This is a genomic window from Aequorivita vladivostokensis, assembly GCF_000952855.1.
GTDB lineage: Bacteria > Bacteroidota > Bacteroidia > Flavobacteriales > Flavobacteriaceae > Aequorivita > Aequorivita vladivostokensis.
Window position 1 is genome coordinate 140,295 of the sequence record NZ_JSVU01000003.1, and the last position, 26,029, is coordinate 166,323.

Sequence of the window (26,029 nt, forward strand, 5' to 3'; positions counted from 1 at the left end):
ACCATGGCAAAAGACTGCGAAAATAAATTTCTGATAAACCATAAGGGCACCGAACAGACCCAAAGGTCGCTCAGCGCCATGCTTCCGGAAAATCTGAACTTGAACGATTTTTCAACGGAAGACTGGATGAAGTTTGCCAATAATTTTGCTTCGGAAGTAAATTATTTTTCTGTTGAAAATGCTGCTGTACCTTCGGGAAATTGGGAATCATTTTTTATTGAAAAGGAAAAAATCGCAGCTTTTTTAAGAGAGGCCGAAACTTCAAACCGCCTCTCCCCGCACCTTGCGCTTTTTGTGTGCTTTCTGAAATTGCTTGAAATTTCCAAAGCACATTTTAATGCACTAACCAAAAGACATCTCGATTTCTATTACAACGAAATTCTTCAAATTGACAAAAAAGCTCCGGTCGCAGATAGTGTTCATCTTATTTTTGAATTGGCCAAGAATTTTTCTACTTCCAAAGTAGATGAACATACGCTACTGGAGGCCGGAAAAGATGCTTTGGGGAAACGACTGCAATACGCAACTGATAAAGAAGTAGTCGTTAACAAAGCGACTGTTGGTGCCTTAAAAAGCATTTACCATCACAGAAAAACCAACAATCTAAACCCAAATGAATTTAACGGGCTATTTGCCGCGTCAGCAGTAAATTCCGCAGATGGTAAAGGCGAACCTTTTAAAGCCGATGCAAATTGGTTGCCCTTTGGTTACCCAACCCATTTTAAACCTTCAATTCCTTTGGAAACCCCAAATCTGGGATTTGCAATTGCAGCACCGACCTTGAATTTGGCCGAAGGAGAACGCGTAATCCAAGTTATTTTCAATCTTGAAAAATCAATTCCGGTTTTCAATATTTCCCAGTTAATTGATTGTATTGATGTTTTTGCCACTGGCGAAAAAGGCTGGTTGGGACCTTTTAAAATTTCGGCTTCAGTAAAGGGTTTTACTGCTTCCGTAGGAAATAAAACAGTGCAGCTTTGTTTAAAAATTGATAAAACGGAAAAGGCAATTGTTCCGTATAATCAAGAAATCCACAAAGAAAATTTCGAAACCCAACAACCGGTATTTCGATTTCTGCTGAAAACGAAACAACCCGAATTCAGCATCGGTTACCAACTTTATACCGAATTGCTTCAGAAAAAAGTGAAAAAAATAACCGTGAAAGTATCAGTTTCCGAAGCTGAAAATCTGCAACTGAAAAATGATTTCGGAACCCTTGCTACAGACAAGCCCTTTTTCCCTTTCGGAACGCAGCCTATGGAACGCTCCGCCTTCTATATTGACTATCCCGAAATGTTCAGCAAAAAGTGGGATACAGTTTCTCTTCACGCCTCGTGGCTAAACACGCCGACCGATTTCAAACAACATTATATTGCTTACAGAAAAGACGATAGCAATTTCAACCTTTCGCCAAATCTGTATTTTCAAACGCTCTATTTCAATTTCAATACAGTAACCAAAAAATATGCAAAACCTTCCGGGTTAACGTTTAATCCCACATCAAGCCCGAGCAATCTTTACATAACCGGAAACGATTATTTTAAGGCGAAGGTTTCCGTGGAAAACAATGAAAATTTGGTAACCGTAAATAATGCCTTTCCGCTTTTCAGCAAAAACGGGGAGCTTTTTGAAAGCAATCTTTCCATCAATAACGCAAATTACACAACGGGAAAAAACGGGCCAATAAAACTATCGTTGAACCAATCGTTTTTGCACGCACTGTTCCCAAAGGTTTATGCGCTCGCGCTTTCCACGGAAGAAGATACCGTGCTTCCAAACGAACCGTACACTCCAATTATTGAAAAAATTGAACTAAGCTACACCGCGAGCCAAGAAGTGGAATTTGGCGTTTCAGAAACCGCGAATCTTGAAAAAATCCAACTCTTTCACGAGCATCCTTTTGGACAGGCGGAAACTTCCGAGACTTTGGTTCCAACGTATTGTGCTGGCGGTGAACTTTACATCGGCCTTGAGAATACCCAGGCTTTACAGCAAGTGCAGCTCCTTTTTCAATTATTGGAAGGAACCGAAAATCCGTTGGCAGAACCCTTTTCTTCTGCTGAAAAAATTTCGTGGGCGGTGCTTTCAAACAATTCTTGGATGGAACTTTCGAGTGATTATGTGTTGGGAAATACAACAGATAACTTCCTAAAAACAGGAATTGTAACCATCACAATTCCGCGCGAAGCTACCGAAAACAATACGTTGTTGCCTTCGGGGATGGTTTGGCTGCGTGCACAAAATCCAAAGAGCTTCGATGCGGTTTGTAGGTTTATAAACGTCCACGCACAGGTTATTACGGCAACTTTCGTAAACAATGGCAATGAACTTTCGCACCTTAAAAACGGTCTGTCTGCCGAAACCATCAGCAAACTTACCCAGCGCGATTCCGCAATAAAAAGTGTTACACAACCCTATAATTCCTTCGGTGGAAAACCCGAGGAAAGCGATGAGAGCTACTATCGCCGCGTGAGCGAACGGATCAGGCATCGCGACCGGGCCATTTCACTGTGGGATTACGAACATTTAATTCTTGATAAATTCCCCGAGGTGTATAAAGTGAAATGCCTAAACCACACCAAAGGCAATGATTTTCACGCCCCCGGAAATGTTACGCTCGCTGTGATTCCCGATATTAAAAACAACAATGCCTTCGATATTTTTCAACCGCGGCTGAGCACGGCAAAACGGAATGAAATCCAAAATTATATCAATGGTTTGAACACGTTTTTCGTTTCCGCGGAAATTATAAACCCCGATTACGAAGAAGTTGAGGTTACGCTCGGCGTGAAGTTCAATACAGGCTTTGACGAAAATTTTTATACAAAACAAATTGAGGAAGACATCAAAAAATACCTTTCACCTTGGGCATTTTCGGAAACCTCGGTTCTGAATTTTGGCGTCGCCTTCCATAAAAACAAACTCATTTCCTATTTGGAAAACCTGGCGTACGTTGACTTTTTGGACGATGTGGTGGTGAAACACAGAACTCCGGAAACTTCGGCTAACATAGAAAAAACAAACATAATTCCCTCCAGCCCGAAAGCAATTTTGGTATCGGCCAAAAAGCATTTTATTACCGCCGTGCAATCCAAATGCAGGGAACAAAACCCTAAAAAACCAGCCATATGTCTTCCGTAAAAACATATAGCACCATCGCAAAGGATACTTCCACCCAGGATGACCTCGATTTCGAATTCCTTCGAAAAAAAGGAATCGAATACATCGAGGCTTTGGGCAGCGGTCTGTGGACGGACTACAACGCCCACGACCCGGGAATCACCACTTTGGAGGTTTTGTGCTACGCAATTACCGACTTGGGGGCGCGGCTTTCCCTTCCATTGGCAACCATTTTGGCCGAGAAGGACAACCCGAGTTTTTTGAATGACCAATTTTTAACCGCGGAAAAGGCACTTCCCATAAAACCCGTAACGGCGCTAGATTACAGAAAACTCTTTATAGACATTGAAGGCGTGAAAAATGCCTGGCTCATAAAACACGAAAAGAAAGTATATGCCAACTGCAAGGAAAACAAACTGTCTTATAAACCTTTCGAAATAAAGGAAAAGTATAAAAAGGAATTTGTTTTAAACGGATTGTACGATGTTTTGGTGGAATTGGATGAATTGGATCCTGAAATTTTCAATACTGAAGCGAAACGAAACAAAGAAATAAAAAGACTGAAAGAAGAGGTTAGAACGGTTTATCAAGCACACCGAAATCTTTGCGAAGATGTAATTGAAATCGAGGAAGTTGAAAACCATCCCGTTGCCGTTTGCGCAATCGTGGAACTGAAACCCGAAGCCGACGAAGACAAAGTGCATGCCGAGATTCTTTATACAATTGACGAATATTTATCGCCTTCCCTCCGCTTCTACTCTTTAAAGGATATGCTTGAAAAAGGCTATGCGCCCGATGAAATCTTTAACGGGCCGCTTTTGAATAATGGATTTATTGACAATTCAGAACTTCGAAAAACAGAACTTCGAAAAGAGGTGCGGCTGACCGATTTGATTGATTTAATCCAAAAAATTGAAGGCGTTGACGTTATCCGCGACATCACTATCAACAATTGTGATGGCAAACCCGAAACCAAAAAAATCTGGAATCTCTGCATTCCCGCCGGAAAAAAGCCGAAACGCTGCGATAATAGTTCGTTCAGCTATTACAAAGGATTTCTTCCGCTGAACATAAACAAAAAAGCGGTTGACGATTATTTGGAAGCAATTTACGATGAAATCGAAGCCAATATTCTCGATATCGCTTCGCAGAAAAAATCGTTGGAACTGCCCGTTGGACGGTTTTCCGATGTTGGCAATTACAGTACGATACAAAACGATTTTCCCGAGGTTTACGGCGTTGGGGAACTGGGCGTGAAAAGCACGGCAACCATTGCAGACCGCGCAAAAGTGAAACAACTGAAAGCATATCTGCTCTTTTTTGACCAGATTTTCGCAAGCTATTTCGCACATTTAAAAAATGTAAAGGATATTTTTTCAATCAACGGCGAACTGGACAAAAGTTATTTCACGCAGATGGTTGAAAACGTAAAAGACCTTTCGGAATTGGTATCAGCCAATTATTCTTACGATTCAACCATTACGGATATTTTGTTCTCCGACCTTGACGATAAAGTTACCCGCAGGAACCAAATGCTGGACCATTTGCTTTCCCGCTTTGCGGAAAGTTTCAGCGAGTACGCTTTTTTGATGAAACAACTCTACGGCAGCAATACCGATGCTGCGGTAATCAAAACCAAGGAAGGTTTTCTTCAGCAATATGGGATGATTGGCTGTGAACGGCCTTTGAGTTTTAATTATTACGAACAGAAAGAGGCTGATTTGTGGGACACCGGCAATGTTTCGGCATTCCAAAAACGCATCGCACTTTTAAGCGGCAACCCAAATTATTTCCGAAGAAATTTTTCTGACGACCCGTTGGAAATTTACGAGGAAATTGACACCGATGGCATTATTGAATACCGTTTCCGTTTCCGAAGCAAAAACAAGGAAATCCTTTCTTCCTCCAGCAAGCATTACCACAATTTGGCTTCGCTTTACAAGGAAATTTTAGACGTGAAAAATTACGGCCGCTTTGCTGAAAACTATGAGATAAAAGTGAATACCGCCGGAAAGTTTTACTTCAATCTTACCAATCCGAACATTCCCGATACAACTGATGAAAGCCACGTGATTGCCCGAAGAATTTCGAGTTTTTCAACACAATCGGCTGCCGAAAATGCAATTGCTAAAACCGTTGAATTTGTAAACACGCTCGATTTCAATGAAGGAATGTACGTTATTGAGCATATTCTGCTTCGCCCCGACGTAACAAAAGACACCGCTCCCGAAAATACCTTTTTACCGATTTGTACCGACAATTGCGAGGGTTGCGAAGGCATTGACCCCTACTCTTTCCGGGTTTCCATCGTTTTGCCGGGATGGACGGAACGCTACAGCAATGTGGATTTCCGAAGGTTTTTGGAAGAACTGATTCAAAAGGAATTGCCTTCGCATATTTTGGCAAAAATCTGTTGGATTGGTTACCCAAAAAGTTACGATACCAAGGGCGAGGAAAATGAAATGGTGGAACTGGAAGAAGCCTACAAAGCCTGGCTATTGGCAAAAACCGATATGGGCCAAAAACAACCGACCACAAAATTGAAAAGGCTCATCAAAATTATGAGCACACTGCACACCATTTACACGCAGGGAACGCTTCACGATTGTGATGATGACGAAGAACAACAAGATATTATCCTGGGCAGGACCAACCTGGGCAAACTTTAAATACCAAAGTTATGGGCACTAAATTAATGGAAATTACTCCACAGTACCGCTCCTTCGTGGACGACCAAGTACTGACCTCCGGGCAGTTGAACGAATTTATAGCATATTTTGAGGACCAAGACCGCTTGACGCGCGTATGCCTTGTGGGCGTTGGCGTCGCGTGCGGATTTAAGGTTTCGGTAAACAACCAAAATTCGCTTGTAACCGTAACGCAGGGCTGCGGTGTTACGACCGATGGCGATTTGCTGAAACTTCAAAAAAGTATAAAAAACTCTTCCGATACCTCCATTGTTTTGGAAAGCATCAAATATTCGCATTTTATTGATTTTGAGGATGATAAGGCTAAGTACAAACACTTCAGAAACGGCAATGCAACGATTGATTTATGGGAGTTGATTCCGCAGGAAAAGGTTGATTTGGAAGCGGGACATCTTCCCATAAATTCACAATTGCTCAATGAAAAAGTTGTCGTACTGTATTTGGAAAGTTTTCCGAAAGAAGCAGACATCTGTACCACTACAAATTGCGACAATCAAGGGCAGCTAAATATCCAAAATCTTCGGGTGTTATTGATTGACCGGGAAGATGTTGAAAATATCGTAAATGCAAAGGATGCCATTTTTACGAAGCACAACGTTTACGAAGCTTTTACAAACCTTCCGCAAACCGCTGTTCCGAAGGTAATTTTAAACGATAGCAATGCAACTTCATATACAAAATTGGCCGCTGCTTATAAAGCTGCCATCACTTCTTCAAAAAACGGTTTGCATTCCGCGTTTCAGCAATTGTTTCAAGGTTTTTCCGACGTTTTGGATATAAAGGACGGAACGTCGAACACGATGTTGAACCAGATAAATAATTTGGATGATTTCAACACCAATGAAAAGGTCCAATACCGCTACGATTTGGTACGCGATTTAAGCGATACGTATAATGAATTGGCTGAAATTCTTTTAAAATTGAAAACCGAATGTTGCCCAAATATTGAGGCATTTCCGAAGCATTTGTTGCTGGGCGCACTTTCGTCCGAAGAAATTTATCCCGAATTGCGCCACGATTTTTACCATTCGCCAACAAACAATGAATACGCCAAATATCTAAAAACGGCGAAAAGTTTGGTTCAGCGCGTGGTTTTGGTTTTGGACAATTTCAATCTTTCCGATAAAAGACAGATTGCCATTACGCCTTCAAAAACCTGCGGAAATTTAGGCGAAAAAGCCATCCCCGTTTATTACGAAGTTGATGCTGAAATGCTCACAGCTTGGGATTTCAACAAAACCGAAAATTACAAACAGCGGTTCAACGTAAGCTTTCACAAACAAAATCTCGCGCCGAACAGTTGGGTGCAAAATCCATTGCAATTTGAGTTGGATTGCAACGATTTTTACAGGATTGAAGGGCATTTTGGGCATCCCGCGCAGGACAGCCGCAATGCAATAAATAATTTAAAGAATGACTACGCTTTGGATTTTGACTGTTTGCTTTTCGACCTTCAAAAAGATGCGCAGGCATTTACTTCTTTTTTAAGGGAAAACCCTTCAATTGCCCATAAAGCGGGAGTTCCCAAAGGCGGAACCTTCGTGTTGGTTTCCGAAAGGGAAAATGTGGTGGCCGATTTTTGTATTTCGAATAAAATCAGCACTGCTTCAGACGGTTGCTGCTCTTTGATGGAATGTACCTATCCGTGGATCAGCTCGCTAAAATATATGAACAACCTTTCACGAAGTTTGAAAGGAACACAGAGCCGCAATAAACCGATGCCGCAAAATTATGTGCTGCAGGTTATTGAATACAGGATTAACGGCGAACCGCTAATTAATAGAACGACTACAATTACAATTCCTTTAAAGGAAATATTCTTAAGAAGGATACACGCAGTTACCGAAGCGCTAAATAAAAAATTTGAGAAAGGCGTGGTTTTCGACTTTAACGAAAGTCAGAAAAGGCTGGTCATTACGCGTGCGAAGGAAGACACTTTCACCATTCGTCTGCGGGAGATTTCACAGGCAAACAACAATGCCATTTATACATACAGCAACAATGGCATGTTCCGAAACAATCGCGTTTTCAGGCCCGATGCGATGCGTTGCCGTGATTTGAGAAATTACCGCGAGGCCTTCTATCAAAAACTGCACGCACAGATTGCACCAGTAAATAAAGATGATGATTACGGAACTTATGATGAAAAATGGGCAAAATGGAGCAAACTCACTGAGCGATTGGTTACCAATCCTATAATAATTGAAGCAGGATTGACCCGAATGGTTACCTCTTCAGCACAGTTGCCACAAGAGATTAGAACCATAATCGGCAACTTAAAACGCGATTTGAACCAGGCGGCCGGAAGTGGCACGAACCTACAATTCCGATTGGACGGCGATTGGGTAAACGGCACTTGGGTGAACAAGTTTATGCTCGACCACCACAGACGAAAAAAGAAAAACACCCACGATGATATTGTGCTGTTCGTGAACCTGCGGAAATATCTTCACAATGAAACCGGAGTTACAAAGCTGTCCATTTACATCACAAATTTTGAATACTCAAGCGTTTTGGACGCCGCAATGGCAAAATACAAAACCGTGGCCGATTTCTATTTTGGAACGCCAACGGGCGAAAATGCGATAAGAATATGAGAAGATTAGCTGAAAATAGCGCAAAAAAAGAAGGGTATCAGTCGGTAAAATTGTACAATCCGAATGATACCCTTATGGGTCAAAATACTAAAGAACTAGCACTACAAGTAAGACAAAAGACCGACGATAGTAAACCTAACGAACGAACTAAAGTACAAACTATAAAAGAACTTGAACTAAAATATACACAACCCAGTAATTCATCTCTGAATCGAACCATAAATATAAGTCTAAAAAACTAAACCACAAATGGTTGCGCCAAAAAATATCATAAAAAAAGTGCAAATTGGGGTAAATACCCCTTCACTTGCCCATGGTATGCAGCTAAAAGATGGATTGGGCGATTTTTTTAAAGAAGAAATCCTTCCGGAAATGGACAGTTATTTCAATTTGCTTCAAAAAAACAATCCAAAAATTATACGAATCGAAAATATTTTCTTAGAAATCTCGATTAAAGAAAAAAATTCTTTGAAAGACCTCAAAATATTAATTATCAATGAATTAAAAAAAACGATTAATAAAGAAAATATTTTAAGCCCGGAGTGGAATGATTTTAAAACCACGTCGCCTGCGCAAAACGAGGCCGAAGCATTTCTTCATTTTCTAAAAACAGGGACACTGCCATGGTGGTTTGAGCAAAAACCGGATATGTGGAAAGGTTATTTTGAGGTTGCAAATTTCAAAAGTGAAACATTAAAAGCACTGAAAAACCTTCTTTCAAAAGCAACGATTCGCAAGCGATTGATTTATCAATTTGATAATAACCAGTTGTTCAAAATTGTAAATACATTTTTAGAAAAAACCGAATCAGGTCATTCGAAAAGCAAAGTTCCCAGAAAATTCAGAAACCAATTTTGGGAAGCTGGGCTTTTGTATTCAATTCATAAAAACGCCGAAGAAGTTGAAACAATATTTCAAAATATTCCCGCCAAAGAAGTCTCAAAATTGCTACAAATTTCAAAGGAAAGTTTCGGTTTGGATATTTCTTTGAACACTAAAAATATTCAAAAGGAAACTGCTGAAAGAGAAGTTTCCCTTAAAACAGAAAAGAGCCAAAAAGAGATAGACATTACTGACGCTGAAGAAGAAGCTGAAACAAATAAGGATGGTATTTTGGTACAAAATGCCGGATTGATTTTACTGCATCCCTTCCTAAAAATGTTTTTTGAAAAAATGGATTTTATTTCGGAAAAGACTATCAAACCTGAAAAAATGGACGAAGCCATCCACGCGCTCCACTATTTGGCAACGGGAAAGGAACAGGCGTATGAGTACGAACTTGTTTTTGAGAAATTTCTTTGCAATGTTCCTCTAAACCATCCAATTAACCGTCATATTTTGTTGACAAAGGAGCAAAAAATGGCCTGTGAGACATTGCTGGAGGCCGTGCTTGGCCATTGGACGGCACTGAAAAGCAATTCCACTGCAATTCTTCAAAACGAATTTTTGCAACGGGAAGGCAAACTCACGATTTCAGCAGAAAAACAACAGCTTTATATTCAACGCAAAACCCAGGATATTCTTTTGGACAAACTGCCGTGGAATGTGCATTTGATCAAAATTCCGTGGAAGGAAAAAATCCTGTTTGTGGATTGGTAAAATTATGAGAGCTTTTTCAATAAATAGCGCCCAAAACGGAAAACCAAATTCCTTGCAGCCCACAAAAGGCAATACGCCCTTTTTTGCGGCACAGGCCAAGCTATCTGTGGGAAAAGCCGACGATGCTTATGAAAAAGAAGCCGGTTCCGTAGCCGATAAAGTGGTGCAGCGAATGGAAAATGGTGCCTTCCGTGCTTCGGAAACTTTTTTTCCACCAGCAACAATTCAGAAAAAAACCGAGGAAGAAAATACGGAAATCCAACAAAAGCCGCTTTCCGATTCCATAACCCCGTTGGTTCAATTAAAGAGTGTTGAAGACGAACAAATCCAAGAAAAATGTGAGGAATGTGAAAAGGAGGTCGCTATTTCAAAAGCCTCGGAAGAAGATGGGATTTCCAAAATCCAAAAAAAATGTGTAGACTGCGAACAGAAAGAAGAAAACATTCAAAAAAAATCTTCCAAAAACAGCAATGCTTCAGCTTCAAATATTGAAAGCACTTTAAAAAGCACGAAAGGCAATGGCACTCCTCTTCCCAAAAATTCAAAAGCACAATTGGAGAAAAGTTTTGGGGCAGATTTCGGCAATGTCCGCATTCACAGCAACAGTACTTCGGTACAAATGAGCCGTGCTTTGGGAGCGCAGGCGTTTACAAATGGCAACGATATTTATTTCAATTCCGGGAAATTCAATCCTTCCACAAAATCTGGAAAACACTTGTTGGCGCACGAGCTTACGCACGTAATTCAGCAAAATAAGGGCATTCATAATAACATTCAGCGGGCCTGCGAAAATAGCCCTGCCACCATTCCCTCAACGGGTATGAACGGATGTTCTACCGAAACATCACGCCCAACTCATCAAAATACTGAAATAAATTATGTGGTCGGAAACTGGGCCATAGACGCCCAAAGCAAAGCAGCGCTTTCAGCAATTGCGGCAAAGTGGCACGCCGACGCACGCAATGACACTGTACGCATTGATGGCTTTGCGAGCTGTGATGGAGCGGCTTCAACCAATTGGCGTCTTTCCTGCGATCGCGCAAATGCCGTGGAAAACGAACTGAAAAACCCTAGCGATGGAAGTCCCGGTATTCCTTCAACCGCAACCTTTAACAAATTTGCACATGGGGAAACGGGGGAATTTTCAGCCATAGATTCAACCCAAAACCGAAAAAGCCTAGTAACCCTCCAGCCAACCGCTGGTGCGCTGCCGGCCGTAATGCCAACAGCGGGACCAAACGATTTTCAGATTACGAGAATACCTGCTTCTTCGCAGGACAAGATTTTTTTCGCAGCGGGAAGTGCCATTCTTACTGCTGGTGGAATTGCCGCAATTGATGCCTTAAAATTGACAACGCCCACGAATGTAAGGCTGATTGGCTTTGCAAGCATGGAAGAGCCCACCACCCTTGCGCAGGATAGAGCCAATGCGGTTTTGGCAAGATTACAGCAGAATCCAAACGCCATAAGCGTTGTTTCGGCTATTGGAAATGCCGCGGCCACTTCAACACGAAGTGATTTTGCAAGTGCGAGAAGCGTTGAAATCCTAACAGGAACGGCTACTCCCACAACCTTGGATTGCGATGCAATAGTTGTGGGAAGCAATCCTCCACAAAAAGTAAATCCGCCTACCCAGCCCTGTGCAACGATGGATCCCGATACATTGACAGCTTTTAATACCGCATTGCCCATAGCCAATGACGCAATGACTGCAGCCATAAATGCTGCAAATGCAACACACGCAGATTTTAACCCAAATTTAGTACAGCAATTTTTCGGAAGAAATGATGCCGCCATTTTAGCAACACTTTCAAGCAATTTGTTAAGACTGCAAGCGCATGTTGCAGGTTTGCCCGCAATTACAAATTGTGGCGGCCAATGTGATACCGGCGGTTGTGAAAATGGGCCAATAGCATATAATAATGGTGTCGATTCTGCTTCAACCATGACTTTATGCGTTCCTACCTTTAAAAGTTTGAACACCAATGATGCCGCTAGAAATCTAATTCACGAAAGCGCCCACGGAACCACACCTTTGGGTGGCGCGGGAGCTCCTACCGAAGGAACAAAAGACGTGGCTTATAGGCACGAACGGATGATGTTCCAACTTTCGCCTGAAGACCGTTTACGAAATTCAGACAGTTATGCACTTTTTGCGCTTTTCGCAAAAGAAGTACAGACTACAGGAAATGCAAATGCGGTGCCGGCCGGAATAAGCACGCCGTCCAATGATACTTTTATAGGGATAGATGCTGCGGATGAAGACCCACTGAAACTTGCAATTGCACAATTGGAGAAAAGATTGGCTTGGGCAACAAGCCATTCGGGGCAACTCTTCGGGGAAGCACAATTAGTACGCGATGGCTCCCAAACCTGGGCCGCAACTTGGGCCAATGCATATATGCACGAAGCTGCATTGCGATTTCCCGTAAATGATCCTTCCGTTCCGCCAAACCAACCTACTTTGGACGATATGGTGAAATTAGCCGCTATCGTTGAAAAATATAAATTGATGCGCTTTGCCGTAAAAAGAGACTTAACAGTCTTTGGCCTTGCCGTTGGTGTAGTGTCTTGGATGGGTGGAGCCACCATTGCAGGCGATACGCTGTTTATAGGTCCAGACTTTTTCCGGGCTGATCCGCGGCAGCAGATATCATTGCTTTTGGAAGCCCTCGCCGCTTCAACACCCGGCGTGGAGGCCGCTTTTATACCGGCTTATGTATCCTTTGCGGAATTTATGCACGACAATGCCTAATTCAGAAAAATATTAAGATGACAAAGTATAAATCATTTCTGAAAATTGAAAAAACCGTTTCACTGCCCGTTGCTGTTGAAACGAATGCCGTTTTGGTTTCTTGGAAGGAAAGTCTTTTCATCTTAACAAATTCAATTGCAAAGAGAGAAACTTTTGTATTTAAAATGAGTTATTCTTTCACTTTTGAAAAAATTAAAACCCTTCCCATATTATCGACATCTGCTTATATTTTTGAAAGCCAAATAATTATTTCCGGCAGTGATAATGAGGGAAACGCCATAATTGTAGCTATAAATTTTTCCGGAGAAATTCTTCAAAAAATACCTTTGGAAATCACTCCCAGTATTTGGCCCAAGGTTGGCGGCACGGATAAAATATATGTTGCTTGGCAGGAAAAAGCCGATGAAATAAAGCGTGGTATCTTAAATTTTAATAATTCTGAAATAGAACAACTTCAGCCAATACCAGTTGAAAATCCGCCAGCAAAACTCATCGCCGTCACGAAAACCCTTTTCGCGATCATTTTAGAAAAAAACAAAACGATCGTAATTGATTTGATTACAAATGAGCAACATTCCTTAAACATTTCACAGTCTATAACAGTTGGGCAATCAAATGAAGATATTTATTTTGGATGGATGGAAAGCAACACCGTGTGTTTAAAATTTCAGCATAGTGAAGAAAAACATTGTGTTGCTTCAAAAAACGCAAATACCGGAAAACTACAGGCGGTTTCGGGAAGCGAAGCCGCGCTCTGGCTACAAAAACAGGAAATGGACATTGACGGAAATTACCAATGGAAATCTGCAATTATTCAAAAAGATGTTGAAATTTTTGAAATCGATAGTTTCATACACACCGTTGGCGCTTGGAACGGGATGCTCGTCGCCGTTCAGGAATCGAAAATAATTTTCCTCAAAAAACAAACAATTTAACAGATGAAATCATGAAAAAAGACAAATATCTAAAAGAGCTGACCATTAACGAGACCCAAAAAAGACACGGCGACAATACTAAAAAAGATGTGATGAAAATACAGTCTTGGCTTTCACTCTATGCCATTCAAAACCCCGAAAGTGGTACTGTAACCGGAATTGACGGCGATTTTGGCCCAGCAACCGAAAAAGCGGTCAAAAATTTTCAAAAGGCAACAAATAGCAGCCAGACCGGGATAGTTACCCCACAACTTTTTGAAAAACTCTGCGAAGGCATGAAAGATGCCTTTGAAAGACCATTGCTGTCAAACACGCTAAGAAATGCAATGGTGGAAGCGGCTGAAAATCATTTAAGGAATGCCCCTTTCGAACTCGAAATAAAAGGACAATCCAACAGTGGCCCGTGGGTTCGGGCGTATATGGACGGACATGACGGTTCGCCTTGGTACTGGTGCATGGGCTTTGCACAAACAATTTTAGATCAAGCCGCCAGCGCGCTCGGGAAGGATTTCCGCAGCTTGATGCCGCTTACTTACAGTTGCGATACCGTTGGGACAACAGGTTTGAGCAAAGGGTTGTTGACGCGCTACCAAACGGTTCGCAACAATCCTTCGGTGATGAAACCGGGCGATTTTTTCCTTTTGCAAAAATCTAGATATGATTGGACGCATACCGGAATTATCATTTCCGTGGGCAACGACGTGATTGAGACCATTGAGGGAAACACCAACCAAGCGGGCTCCCGAAACGGGATTGCTGTTTTAAAAAGAACCCGAAATTTCAGAAAAACGAAACTGGATGTTTTCTCCATCGAGCCATTGGTATAGTTTATTATTATTTCAAAAGAAATTTTTCTAGATAATTATCTTTAAATTAGAAACTTATATCTTTTTTCAATGAAAGAAACTGAAGAAAAAAAATCGTGGATTACAAAGCTGATTGATGTCGTGCATCATCTTTTCAAATCTTTCAAAAACTTTTTTAAGTCTTCTATTTTAAGCCTTTTGGTCATTTTGATCATTCTTTTGTTGTTAACCCAAATGGATCAGGCCTTCACTATGATGGTCGATTTGATAGAGACCAAATGGGTATCCCTGTTTTTGGCATTCTTTTTCATTAACGGGCTTGCTGTTGCGCTTTCCCACTACCCTATTTATACCTATTATGCAGCTGATCTCAACAACAGTGGCGATTATACAAACTGGCACGCAAAGCACCCTTTAAACTGGTGGCTTTTTAAAAAATTTACGGTCTATACGTTTACCACAGATAAGAGCTCAGGTTACAAACCCGATAACTGGGCCAATTATTTTCGCTATTCCACGGGCATTTTGATACACATTGTTTGGATACACTTCATCATCAGCAGTTTTAAGCCAAACTTCATTTTTGAGGATTTCCCTTTTGATAAAGTGAAGATTATTATTTACGTGCTGCTTCTCGTCCCTTTTGTACTTTATATCTATTTGAAGGAAAAAATCACCAAATACGAAAGTGAAAAAACCACCAAAGAACTTCCTGAAAAGCTGACAAAATTCTACCGAAAATTAGCCCTGTGGTACCTAATCATTGCTATACTGTGCGTTGTTCTGCTCATAAATACACTTACTTGGGGCAATTTCAGCCCGGGAGGGTTTATAATGCTGCTGTTAACCAGCTATGTCTTTATGTTCAATTATATTTTTTTCAGATTGTTGCGCTCCAAATTCAGTTTGATTTTAGATACGTTAACCAGCACCAAATATCTTCCCGTACGGATATTTTTTGAAAAAATCCACTTTTTGGAAAAATCCGAGAACTATCTGTTAATGTTCTATTTGAACTTTTTAGTGGCCGCAATTTTTCTTTTCGTTCTCACAATGGCCAGCATTTTGGGATGGCCGCTGATGAATGGCGTTCCCATTTTGCTCGCCTTCTTCTACTTTTACTATTTTGTATTAGCAAGTCTGGGTAAGTACTTTTTTGTTGCCAGAAAAAAGCAATTGCTGAACACGAAAGGTTATCGTGCCTTTTTGGCAATAATCTTTATATTTTTTGTGCTCCTAATTATTACAAATTGTACAAATACCGAAGTCACCACCCACGAACTGGATTTGGTTGAAAACACAAAGACCGAAATACCCGAAGCGATATTTTTGGATAGTCTAAAAGCAAAAAAGGACAACACACTTTTCTTTATAGCTTCACACGGTGGCGGGTTAAAAGCAAACGTTTGGACACTTAATGTGCTGAACAAATTACAAACTAATACAGAAGGAAAACTGTTGAAACAAAGCATCGCCTTTTCTGGCGCTTCGGGCGGTTCGTTAGGTTTGGCGCTCTATACGGGGCTTTTCAAGGAAGATGCCTTGGATACGCTTCGCATCAAAAAAAAGATAGATTCCCTCGCAAAACAAAATTATACATCTCTGGATTTAACGCTAACGTTCGGGCTGGATACCTATCGAAAGCTGTGGCCGTTTAGCCAGCGAATCGGCTTACGCGACCGTCCTTATTACGCAATGGTGAAATATCAAAACAACATCCAAAACACACCTTCAAAACATCTTTCCAAAGTTTCTTTTCGCGATTATTGGAAAGAAGCTTTTCTTAAAGACGGCTACTTTCCGTCTCTCATTATGAATACCGCCGGCCAAAAAGGAAACCGTGGCATTCTGTGGTCCGTGAAGCAAAAAGATTTCAACGCCATTTTTCCCTATGCAGAAAATCTGGCCGACTTGGCGGGCAATAAAACCATTCCTTTTTACCAAGCCGTTTCTACTACCAACCGTTTCCCTATTTTCAGTCCCGCCGCAAAAATAAAGGGACACGGCCATTTTATCGATGCAGGGGCCATTGACAATAGTGGACTTTTGGGATGTTTGGATTTGCACCATTATTTACTTCGCAATCAGGTTTTGGGCGACAAACAGATTGCTTATGTTGAAATTATAAACAGCAAAAGTCTGTATGTGAATTATTTGGTTGAAAAATTCAAAAAAGAAAACAAAATCCTCCACATCCACAAAAACGAAAACGAATCGGATAACATAATCGTCGATTTGGAAACGGGGCTCAATCTTGATAAAATCCCCAACTACCTCAGTGATTATTTGACCAATTGGGAAGAAGCCGCCGATGGAAAATTGCGTTATTTCAAAATTTTTATGCCGCACAAAGTCTCCATTGATGATGTGGAAGCGTTTTTTAAGGGCACGATTACAAATTCCAAAACCCGCAAAAAACTTGAAGTTTTTCTGGAAAAGGAAAACAATTTGATACTTTCCTTGACAGAAAAACCAAACAAACCCTTTTTTGACCCTTGGGAATTTTACGAACCTACCCTTTCGCGGCATTTAAGTATAAGCAGCTTAAATTATATCGATGCCATTTTGAAGCATCCTTTGCTGGAAGAGCAATTTTCAGAAATCAAAAAACTTATTAATACCAAGGCTATGGAAAAAAATGAAAACCCGGAAATCGCCTTTTAAAAATTTCTTATGAAAAGTACCTCTGAAATAGAACTGACTAAAATTTTCAACTTTTTGGAAGCGGTCATTTCGTGGCGAATAAAAAATCCCAGCTCAGATTTTGGGACGCAAGCACCTACTTTGGATTTAAAAAAACTGGGGAAATCAAAATTGGGCGAATTTCTAAAAGAAGAAAACCTTTCACAGGCAGAAGCAGTCGTTCTTCTTTTGGCTCTCGCACCTTCCATTTATCCGTCAATTTTGCTCGATGTGGTTTCAAAGGAATTCCCAAAAGGGACCGATTTTGTTGAGTTTGGCGGTATAAAAGGTCAAAATCACCGCGGCATACTTCCCACGGGCGAAACCGTTCAATTTATTTTGGGAGGCTCCGATTTCACAAAAAGAATGGAGTGCATGGACTACTTTTCGGAAGCACATTTCTTCAACAAAAAAAATGTGCTATACCTCGAAAATGCACCTTCGGGAGAACCTATGATGAGCGGAAAATTGGTGCTTTTCCCAGAAATTATCCACAAGCTCACCACGGGAGAGGTGCCGCCACCAAAATTAAGCACCCAATTTCCGGCTGAAAAACTTGAAACCCAATTGGAGTGGGATGATTTGATTTTAAGTGAAAAAACCTTGCAACAAATAAAGGAGCTTGAAACGTGGTTGCAACACAACGACCATCTTTTCAAAAATTGGGGAATGGAGAAACGCTTGAAAGCAGGTTACCGAGTACTTTTCCATGGACCAGCGGGTACGGGAAAAACACTGACCGCAAGCCTTTTGGGAAAATACACCCACAAACCCGTTTACAGAATCGATCTTTCAACAGTGGTTTCCAAATACATAGGCGAGACCGAAAAAAACCTTTCAAACCTTTTCAACAAAGCCGCGCATAAAGACTGGATTTTGTTTTTTGACGAGGCCGATGCTATCTTCGGAAAACGAACAAATGTTAGAGATGCCCACGATAAATATGCAAACCAAGAGGTTAGCTATCTACTGCAACGCGTGGAATCGCATCCCGGATTAATTATTTTGGCTTCCAATTTTCGGGATAATATTGACGAAGCTTTTACGCGCAGGTTTCAATCTATTATCGCTTTCGAAATGCCCGGTGCAAAGGAACGGGCCGTTATTTGGAAAACAAACCTTCCCGAAAAGCTGAAAATTTCAAAAGAAATTGATTGGGAGGAAATTTCAAAAAAATACGAACTCACGGGCTCCAATATTCTAAATATCATCCAATTTTGCTGCTTGCAGGTTTTAAGTGAAAAATCTGAAACACTTTCACTTAAAATTTTACAACAGGGAATTAGACGTGAGTTTTTAAAGGAAAACCGCACACATTAGCCTATTTTCCGTGTAGCGTATTTAATGCATAAATAGCGAAACTGCCCAGCCAGTGGCCGCCTTCGTAACTATCAACCACTAAGTTTGGATAGGAATAGGCCACGTGTTCATTCGCTAAATTTTCAAGATGTTTGTATTTCGGGTACCGTTTCGCCAACCCGTAAAAAACCCAGGCCCTACTAAAGTTTAGGCCGTCCAAATGCACTAATTTGCCGTCAGTACGGTCGCTTACCTCCCCTACTTTTAAATGATAGTTTTTATCAGCAAGTTGGGGCATAAATTTATCCAACCATTTTATAAACTCTTCCCCATCGGAATATTTTGCCTTTGGTGATAGTACGCGGCGCATGATGTCAATTTCTTCCAAACAAGGCGAAAGAAAATCATAGCCGCTGGGTTCCCAATCAATAGGACAGTTTTCATCATTCATATAAAAATCTCGGGCGCGCTTTTCAATCAATTGTTTTAATTCCAAATCGCCCATTGTTTCAGCGTAGTCATAAGCGAAAGTCAATCCGAAGGCTGTATTGGTGTGCTCGCCCACCCGGATTGGGTAATTCAGTTTTGGAAGAAATTCTTTGTAACGAAGCACAATAATATCTGCCAATGGTTTTAGGTTTTGTTCCAAATCCTTCGCCAATGGGTCGTCCCAATTGTGTAGTTCTTCGGAAAGTTTTAGGAGCCAAGCCCAACCGTAGGTTCTTTCAAAGGATTTATTGATGGGTTTCTCAAAAAAGGCAAGCTCGGTAGTCACATTTTCGGCTGTGATCTTTTCTTTCAGCAATTTTCTAACTTTCTCTGCCTTTTCCATTTCTGGAAATTGTTTCAGCAGCGTAACCATAGACCAATAGCCATGGACGGCGCTGTGCCAGTCAAAACACCCATAAAAGATAGGATGCACGGCGATTGGTTCCACCAAATCTGCTTTACTTTCCAAGGTTTCACCAGGTTTATAAGGATATTCCGTGCCCACGCAATGCAGTGGAAGCTCAATAAGTTTATTGGCTTCAGCCAAAGTGAAGGTTGGTTCGGGAAACGCTTGAATGGAAGTTTCATCTTTTTTGGAAGTTTCTGAGTTATCTTTTTTCTGGTCTTTACAGGCAAAAAGAAGGATTACAGAGAAAAAAAGCAGATAGAATTTTTTCATAAAACTGTCGAATTTGGATAAAGATAAAGCCACAAATCCACGAATAATTTTTTTATTCGTGGATTCGTGGTAAATAAATTTCTAAATATAAATATTACTTCTTTACTTCCTCAAGCTTTACTTCCTCTCCATTTTTATCGAGAAGCTTCACTTCGTCAAAGCCCATATCCTTAAATTGCTCAAATTGGGTAGCGGCATCTCCGACCACCAAATAGGCCATTTTTGAGGCGTCCAAATATTTATTGGCCAATTCCTTGTGCTGTTCCAAAGTCATATTTTTGATGGTTGCTTCTTCCTTTTCAATATAATTTGCCGGAAGGTTGTATTCGTTGATTTCCTGCAACATTCCCAAAAGTGAACCTTGGGTCTCAAAACGGCGCGCGTTTGATTTTATGAGCGCATTCTTTGTAAACTCTAAATCTTCGGGTGATATGCCTTCTTTGTATTTTGAAATTTCATCCCTAAAAATTTGAACGGATTCGCCCGTAGTATTCGTTCTAACGCTGGACGAAGCGGTAAACGTTCCCGGAATCTTGCTTCCGCTGAAATTGGTTCGGGCGCCATAGGTATATCCTTTTTCCTCGCGCAGAATTAAATTCACATTACCAGAGAAGGAACCACCCAATTTATAATTCATCACTTCCGCTGGATAGAAATCGGCATCGGTTCGTGGCAGGGCAATGTATCCGATGTTGATTACCGATTGTTTGGCGTTAGGAATGTCCACAAAGTAAAGTGAAGCCTTATCGCGATTGTTGGCGACAGGATATTCGGGAATGGTTACCGGTTTTGCTGCCCACCGCGTTTCCAACTCTTTTATATCTTTCAAAACCGTCTCTTTATCAATTTTTCCAACTACCTGAAAGCTACTGATGGATGGCGAAAAATTCTTATTGTAATATTCCTTTAAATCGTCCATCGTTATCGCCCTCACAGATTCCACGGTACCTATTGCTGGATAGCTGAAAATGTGGTCTTCCCCGTAAAGAATTTTATTGTAAACCCGATTCGCGACGACATTTGGATTGGCATCGGAGCGCTCAATTTGGTTAATTGTCTTGGTTTTTATACGTCCCAATTCCTCTTCGTCCCAACGGGGTTCCAAAAAGATTTCGGTAACCAAATCCATCGTTTCACTGAAATTTCGGGTAAGCGTATTTCCACGGATTACTATGGATTCATCAGTAGTGTACATATTGATGCTGGCGCCCAAAAGGTCAATTGCTTCCTCTAGCTCCTCCGGCGTTTTACTGGCCGTTCCTTCCATCAAGATGTCGCTCATTAAATTGGCGACCCCATTTTTCTGCATATCATCGAGTAAATGGCCGCCTTCAATAACCAAACTAAAGTTCACGGTGGGTATCTCGTTTTGTTCAATTCCAGAGACTTTCAATCCATTTTCAAGATTTGCCGTCCACATTTCCGGAATGTTAAGCTCGGGCGCCGCTCCCTGAACGGGTGGTTTTGAACGGTCAAAGCGGGAAGGCGTTTTTACAATTTCAGTATTTGTATCTTCAATTTTCTTGGCAATGTTTTCCTTTATTTCCTCTTCAACTACGTTTGCCTTTTCGGAATTTTCCGCAATAAGTTCAAGTTGTCCCTTCGGCACAAAGCTGGTCATTACGTACGGTTTATTCTTTATATATTGGTTGTAAACCCGCATCACATCTTCTTTTGTAACCTTTTTGATATTTTCGATATCTTCCGTTATAAATCCAGGATTACCCGTGAAAACATTATATCTTGCCAATTGGAATGATTTGCCCAACACACTGCTGATACCGTTATAAAATTGGGTTTCTAATCCGGCTTTAATTCTTTCCACATCGCTGTCTGTTACGCCTTCTTTTTCGAAAAGTGCAAAGGCTTCAAAAATTCCTTTTTCCACTTCATCCAAATCGACACCATTATTGGCTGTGATTGAAATTTGAAAATCACCGGCCAATTCACTGGAATTGTTGTAAGCCATAGTTCTAGCGGTTAAATCCTTCTCTTTAACCAAAATTTTATACAAAGGGGCCTTTTTTCCTTGGGAAAGTATTTCTCCCAAAAAATCCAATGCGTAGGCATCTTCAGTATATTGTTGCAGCGTTGGCCAAACAATATTGAGTTGTGGTGCGGTGGCAAAATTGTCTTCGTGGTAAAGTCTTTTGGTTTCTGAAAGTGTGACCGGTTGCGGTTTTAAAGGCTCTACTTCTTGACGACGCTTTATTTCGCCAAAATATTTCTCGATCATTTGCTTGGCTTCGGCTGTATCAAAATCTCCAGCCAAAACCAAAGTGGCATTGTTTGGACCGTAAAAACGATCGTAAAATTCCTTTACATCTTCCACGGTTGCATTTTGAAGATCTTCCAATTCGCCAATTACCTGCCAATTGTATGGATGGCCTTCGGGATACAGATTTTTGTCAATTACCCAACTGGTATGGCCGTACGGATTGTTGTCCACACGCTGGCGCTTTTCATTCTGCACCACTTCCTGTTGGTTATAAAATGCCGATTCGGTTACAGTGTTTATTAAAAAACCCATACGGTCGCTCTCCAGCCACATTACGGTTTCCATGGCGTTTTTGGGAACTATTTCGTAATAAATTGTACCATCCTTCCACGTTCCACCGTTTAGCGTTCCGCCCGCATCCTGGATTGTTTTGAAGAATTGGTCCTGTGGCACGTTTTCAGATTCCTGAAAAAGCATGTGCTCAAAAAGGTGGGCAAAGCCGGTGCGCCCGGTTTTTTCACGGTTTGACCCTACGCCATACTGAATGGCGATTGAAACAATTGGATCGCTTTTATCTTGATGAAGAATAACGTCCAGACCGTTTTCGAGTTCGTATTTTTCGAAAGGCACGGAAAGTTTTGCGTTATCTTCAGCCGTATTTTCTGTAGCCATCTCTGTAGCCGTTTCTGTGGAGCTTACTTGTTTTGTCTTGCACGAAAAGACAAGTAGCGATGTTAAAGCCAAGGCGATAACACTTGTTTTGAGGGAAATTTTGAACATATTTAGTTTAATTTAGAAAGTTTTAAAGATACTATGTGTGATAAGTATATGTCTTAAAAATAAGTTAAAACGAAGATAGTTGGACAATATCGAAATCTCAGCCAAACCATCCATCCCGATCCAAACTTCTGTATTGAATGGCTTCGGAAATATGGTTGCCGTTTATTTCTTCGGAATCTTCCAAATCGGCGATGGTGCGTGCTACCTTTAAAATTCGATCATACGCGCGGGCCGAAAGGTTCAATCGTTCCATTGCAGTTTTTAAAAGTTGCAATGAAGACTCGTCTAATTTACAAAATTGACGGATTTGCTTCACACCCATTTGGGCGTTGTAATGTATATTCTCAAATTCCAAAAAGCGCTTGGCCTGTATTTTTCGGGCATTGGTAACCCGCTCGCGAATTACAATACTGGATTCGCCACGGCGTTCATCGCTTAATTTTTCAAAAGGTACTGGCGTGACTTCAATATGAATATCAATCCTGTCCAATAAAGGCCCGGAGATTTTGCTCAAATAGCGTTGCATTTCGGCAGGTGAAGACATTACCGGAGCATCGGGATCGTTAAAATATCCGCCCGGACTTGGGTTCATGCTCGCCACGAGCATAAAACTGGAGGGATAGGTTACGGTAAATTTTGCGCGGGAAATGGTTACATCGCGGTCTTCCAGCGGTTGCCGCATTACTTCGAGAACGCCCCGTTTAAATTCGGGCAATTCATCCAAAAACAAAACACCGTTGTGGGCCAAACTTATTTCTCCTGGCTGTGGATATTGCCCACCGCCTACGAGAGCTACGTCGCTTATGGTATGGTGTGGACTCCGAAACGGGCGCGAGGTCATAATTCCACCCTTTTCCATCGTGCGTCCCGCGACGCTGTGTATTTTGGTTGTTTCCAGGCTTTCCTGTAAGGTCATTGGCGGCAGAATGCTGGGCAAACGTTTGGCGAGCATTGTTTTTCCAGAACCCGGCGGACCTATCAAAATAATATTATGGCCACCGGCTGCGGCAATTTCCATACAGCGTTTTATGGACTCTTGGCCTTTTACATCGGCAAAGTCGTGTTCCGGATGTTCCAAATGTTCGTAAAACTCGGCAACCATATCTACCTCTGTTCTTTCCAGCGGGATGTTTTCATTAAAGAAATCAATAACCTCCTTTATATTCTCGATTCCGAAAACCTCGATTCCTTCTACTATTGCTGCCTCTTTCGCATTTTGCTTCGGAAGAATAAATCCTTTAAAACCTTCTTCCTTGGCTTTTAAAGCAATGGGCAAAGCACCACGAATGGGCTGAAGATTTCCGTCGAGGGAAAGTTCGCCCATGATGATATATTCCGAAAGAGGGTTTCGTTCTTCAATCTGTTCCGTGGCCACGAGAACGCCCATAGCCAAGGTAAGGTCATAAGCCGAACCTTCCTTCCGAAGGTCTGCGGGCGACATATTGAGGATCAATTTTTTCCCGGGAATCTTGTATCCGTTGTTCTGAAGTGCAGCGGCAATGCGAAAATTGCTCTCGCGAATGGCATTGTCCGGCAAACCCACAAGATGGTAACCTATTCCATTATCCACATTTACTTCTACGGTAATAGTTGTGGCCTCTACGCCAAAGACGGCGCTTCCATAAACTTTTGTAAGCATAATTCAGTAAGTATAAACGGGGAGTTTACAACTGAAAGATATAAAAAATGTTTGTAGTGTAGGGTTTGTGGTTTATAGTTTATTGTGATTTTTTTAAAAATTGGGCCAAAAGTTTTCTGGTGGATGGATTCTTTACCAGAGAAGGATTATTCTTCTCAATAGCAGTTAATGTTCCTTTTGCTACAGTTTTCCCCAGTTCCACGCCCCATTGGTCATAACTGAAAATATTCCAAATAATGCCCTGCACGAAAAGTTTGTGTTCGTAAATGGCAATAAGACTTCCGAGGTTTCTCGGGGTCAATTTTTTTATCAAAATGGAATTGGTCGGTTTGTTGCCTTCGAAAAACTTGAATGGATTTTCAACCTTTTCGGCGTGCGTTCCTTCCCAAAGTGCTTCGGTCTGGGCGAAGAAATTGGCCATTAAAATATTGTGATTGTAACTATTGCCGTGCAATGGTTCACTAAAACCTATAAAATCCGTCGGAATCAGTTTTGTTCCTTGGTGCAAAAGTTGAAAATAGGCGTGCTGCGAATTACTGCCCACATTGCCCCAAACTATCGTCCCAGTTTGATAATCTATTTTATTGCCGTTTCTGTCCACGCTCTTCCCATTGCTTTCCATCACGGCCTGCTGCAGGTATGGAACCAATTTGTGCAGATATTGCGAATAGGCAACAACGGCTTCACTTTCTGCATTAAAAAAGTTGTTGTACCAAACTGAAAGTAAGGCCAGTACCACTGGAATGTTTTGATTGAAATCCTCGTTCTTGAAATGTTTGTCCATTTCAAAAGCACCTTTTAGTAATTCCTCAAAATTATTGAAACCAATGCTGCAGCAAATTGACAGACCGACCGAACTCCACAGTGAAAACCTGCCGCCTACCCAATCCTTCATCGGGAAAATATTTTCTTCGGAAATGCCAAACTCCTTTGCTCCTTCTACATTGGCTGATACGGCTATAAAATGTTTTTCAATATCGGCTTCCGAAGCATTTTTTAAAAACCATTTTTTTACTACGGAAGCGTTTGCAATGGTTTCCTGCGTGGTAAAACTTTTGGAAACGATTATAAAAAGGGTTGTCTCCGGGTTCAGTGATTTGAGTTTTTCGGCCACATCATCGCCATCAATGTTTGCAATAAAGTGTGTTCTTAAATGATTTCGGTAAAACTGAAGTGCCTCAGTTACCATTTCCGGGCCCAAATGGCTGCCGCCAATGCCAATGTTTACAACATCTGTAATTGCTTTCCCGGTAAACCCTTTGTTTGAGCCGTTTGTAATCTCTTCTGAAAAATGCCTCATTTTTTGAAGCGTTTCCCATACTTCGGGTTTCATATTGTTAAAATCGCGCAAGGCGGTGTGCAGTACGGCGCGGTCTTCGGTTTCGTTAATCCTTTCTCCCGAGAATTGCTGAACGATGGCTTCTTTCAAATTTATTTCCTCAGCAAGTTTTAGCAAAAGCAAAAGGGTTTCATCTGTAATTCTGTTCTTCGAATAGTCCAAATAAAAATCCTGCCATTCAATTTTAAAGTCGTCCGCGCGATCGGAATCCTTTAAAAAAACATCCTGCATCTGCAGCATTTCCATTTCCCGAAAATGTTTTTCAAGCGCTTTCCAAGTATCGGTTTTTGTGGGATTTACTTTTGGTAAGGACATTTTGATTTACGATTAACGATTTACGATTTATGATTTTAGAGTTGGGATTTGTTATTTGTGATTTAATTC

13 protein-coding genes are annotated in these 26,029 nt (G+C 41.2%); 9 read left to right on the forward strand and 4 right to left on the reverse strand.

Features of this window, described 5'->3' with window-relative positions; genetic code table 11:
* Positions 1-3: 3 nt before the first annotated feature.
* The 9 genes from MB09_RS05560 (at position 4) to MB09_RS05605 (ending at position 18,522) form a co-directional block, all read left to right on the forward strand.
* Entirely contained in the window at positions 4-3,141 is a 3,138-nt protein-coding gene (locus MB09_RS05560; RefSeq protein ID WP_045079905.1) for a baseplate J/gp47 family protein, read from the forward strand.
* A complete protein-coding gene (locus MB09_RS05565; RefSeq protein ID WP_045079906.1) occupies positions 3,129-5,789 on the forward strand; it encodes a YegP family protein in 2,661 nt (886 codons plus the stop codon). Before MB09_RS05560 ends, MB09_RS05565 begins: the two co-directional genes overlap by 13 nt.
* Before the next feature lie 11 nt (positions 5,790-5,800).
* Positions 5,801-8,425 carry a hypothetical protein gene (locus MB09_RS05570; RefSeq protein WP_045079907.1) on the forward strand — a complete coding sequence of 875 codons (2,625 nt, stop codon included), beginning with the start codon at positions 5,801-5,803 and terminating at the stop codon, positions 8,423-8,425.
* Positions 8,426-8,674: 249 nt separating this feature from the next.
* Entirely contained in the window at positions 8,675-10,024 is a 1,350-nt protein-coding gene (locus MB09_RS15425; RefSeq protein WP_052671298.1) for a contractile injection system tape measure protein, read from the forward strand.
* A 4-nt stretch (positions 10,025-10,028) separates the two neighbouring features.
* A complete protein-coding gene (locus MB09_RS15430) occupies positions 10,029-12,779 on the forward strand; it encodes an eCIS core domain-containing protein (protein ID WP_052671299.1) in 2,751 nt (916 codons plus the stop codon).
* 17 nt (positions 12,780-12,796) lie between these two features.
* A complete protein-coding gene (locus tag MB09_RS05590) occupies positions 12,797-13,714 on the forward strand; it encodes a hypothetical protein (RefSeq protein ID WP_045079909.1) in 918 nt (305 codons plus the stop codon).
* Positions 13,715-13,725: 11 nt separating this feature from the next.
* On the forward strand, positions 13,726-14,541 hold the full coding sequence (locus tag MB09_RS05595) for a peptidoglycan-binding protein (protein WP_045079910.1): 816 nt from the start codon (positions 13,726-13,728) through the stop codon (positions 14,539-14,541).
* Positions 14,542-14,610: 69 nt separating this feature from the next.
* Entirely contained in the window at positions 14,611-17,184 is a 2,574-nt protein-coding gene (locus tag MB09_RS05600) for a hypothetical protein (RefSeq protein WP_045079911.1), read from the forward strand.
* A 9-nt stretch (positions 17,185-17,193) separates the two neighbouring features.
* Positions 17,194-18,522 carry an ATP-binding protein gene (locus MB09_RS05605; protein WP_084709045.1) on the forward strand — a complete coding sequence of 443 codons (1,329 nt, stop codon included), beginning with the start codon at positions 17,194-17,196 and terminating at the stop codon, positions 18,520-18,522.
* A 1-nt stretch (position 18,523) separates the two neighbouring features.
* On the opposite strand, the gene MB09_RS05610 is transcribed toward MB09_RS05605, so the two are convergent.
* From MB09_RS05610 to pgi, 4 genes are all read right to left on the reverse strand, one after another.
* Positions 18,524-19,669: a DUF2891 domain-containing protein gene (locus tag MB09_RS05610; protein ID WP_045079912.1), complete on the reverse strand. Its 1,146-nt coding sequence runs from the start codon at positions 19,667-19,669 to the stop codon at positions 18,524-18,526.
* A gap of 94 nt (positions 19,670-19,763) precedes the next feature.
* Positions 19,764-22,667 (reverse strand): M16 family metallopeptidase, encoded by a 2,904-nt coding sequence (locus tag MB09_RS05615; protein WP_045079913.1) that lies wholly within the window; start codon positions 22,665-22,667, stop codon positions 19,764-19,766.
* A gap of 97 nt (positions 22,668-22,764) precedes the next feature.
* Entirely contained in the window at positions 22,765-24,306 is a 1,542-nt protein-coding gene (locus tag MB09_RS05620) for a YifB family Mg chelatase-like AAA ATPase (RefSeq protein WP_045079914.1), read from the reverse strand.
* 79 nt (positions 24,307-24,385) lie between these two features.
* Entirely contained in the window at positions 24,386-25,960 is a 1,575-nt protein-coding gene (gene pgi, locus MB09_RS05625) for a glucose-6-phosphate isomerase (protein WP_045079915.1), read from the reverse strand.
* Positions 25,961-26,029: the final 69 nt, after the last annotated feature.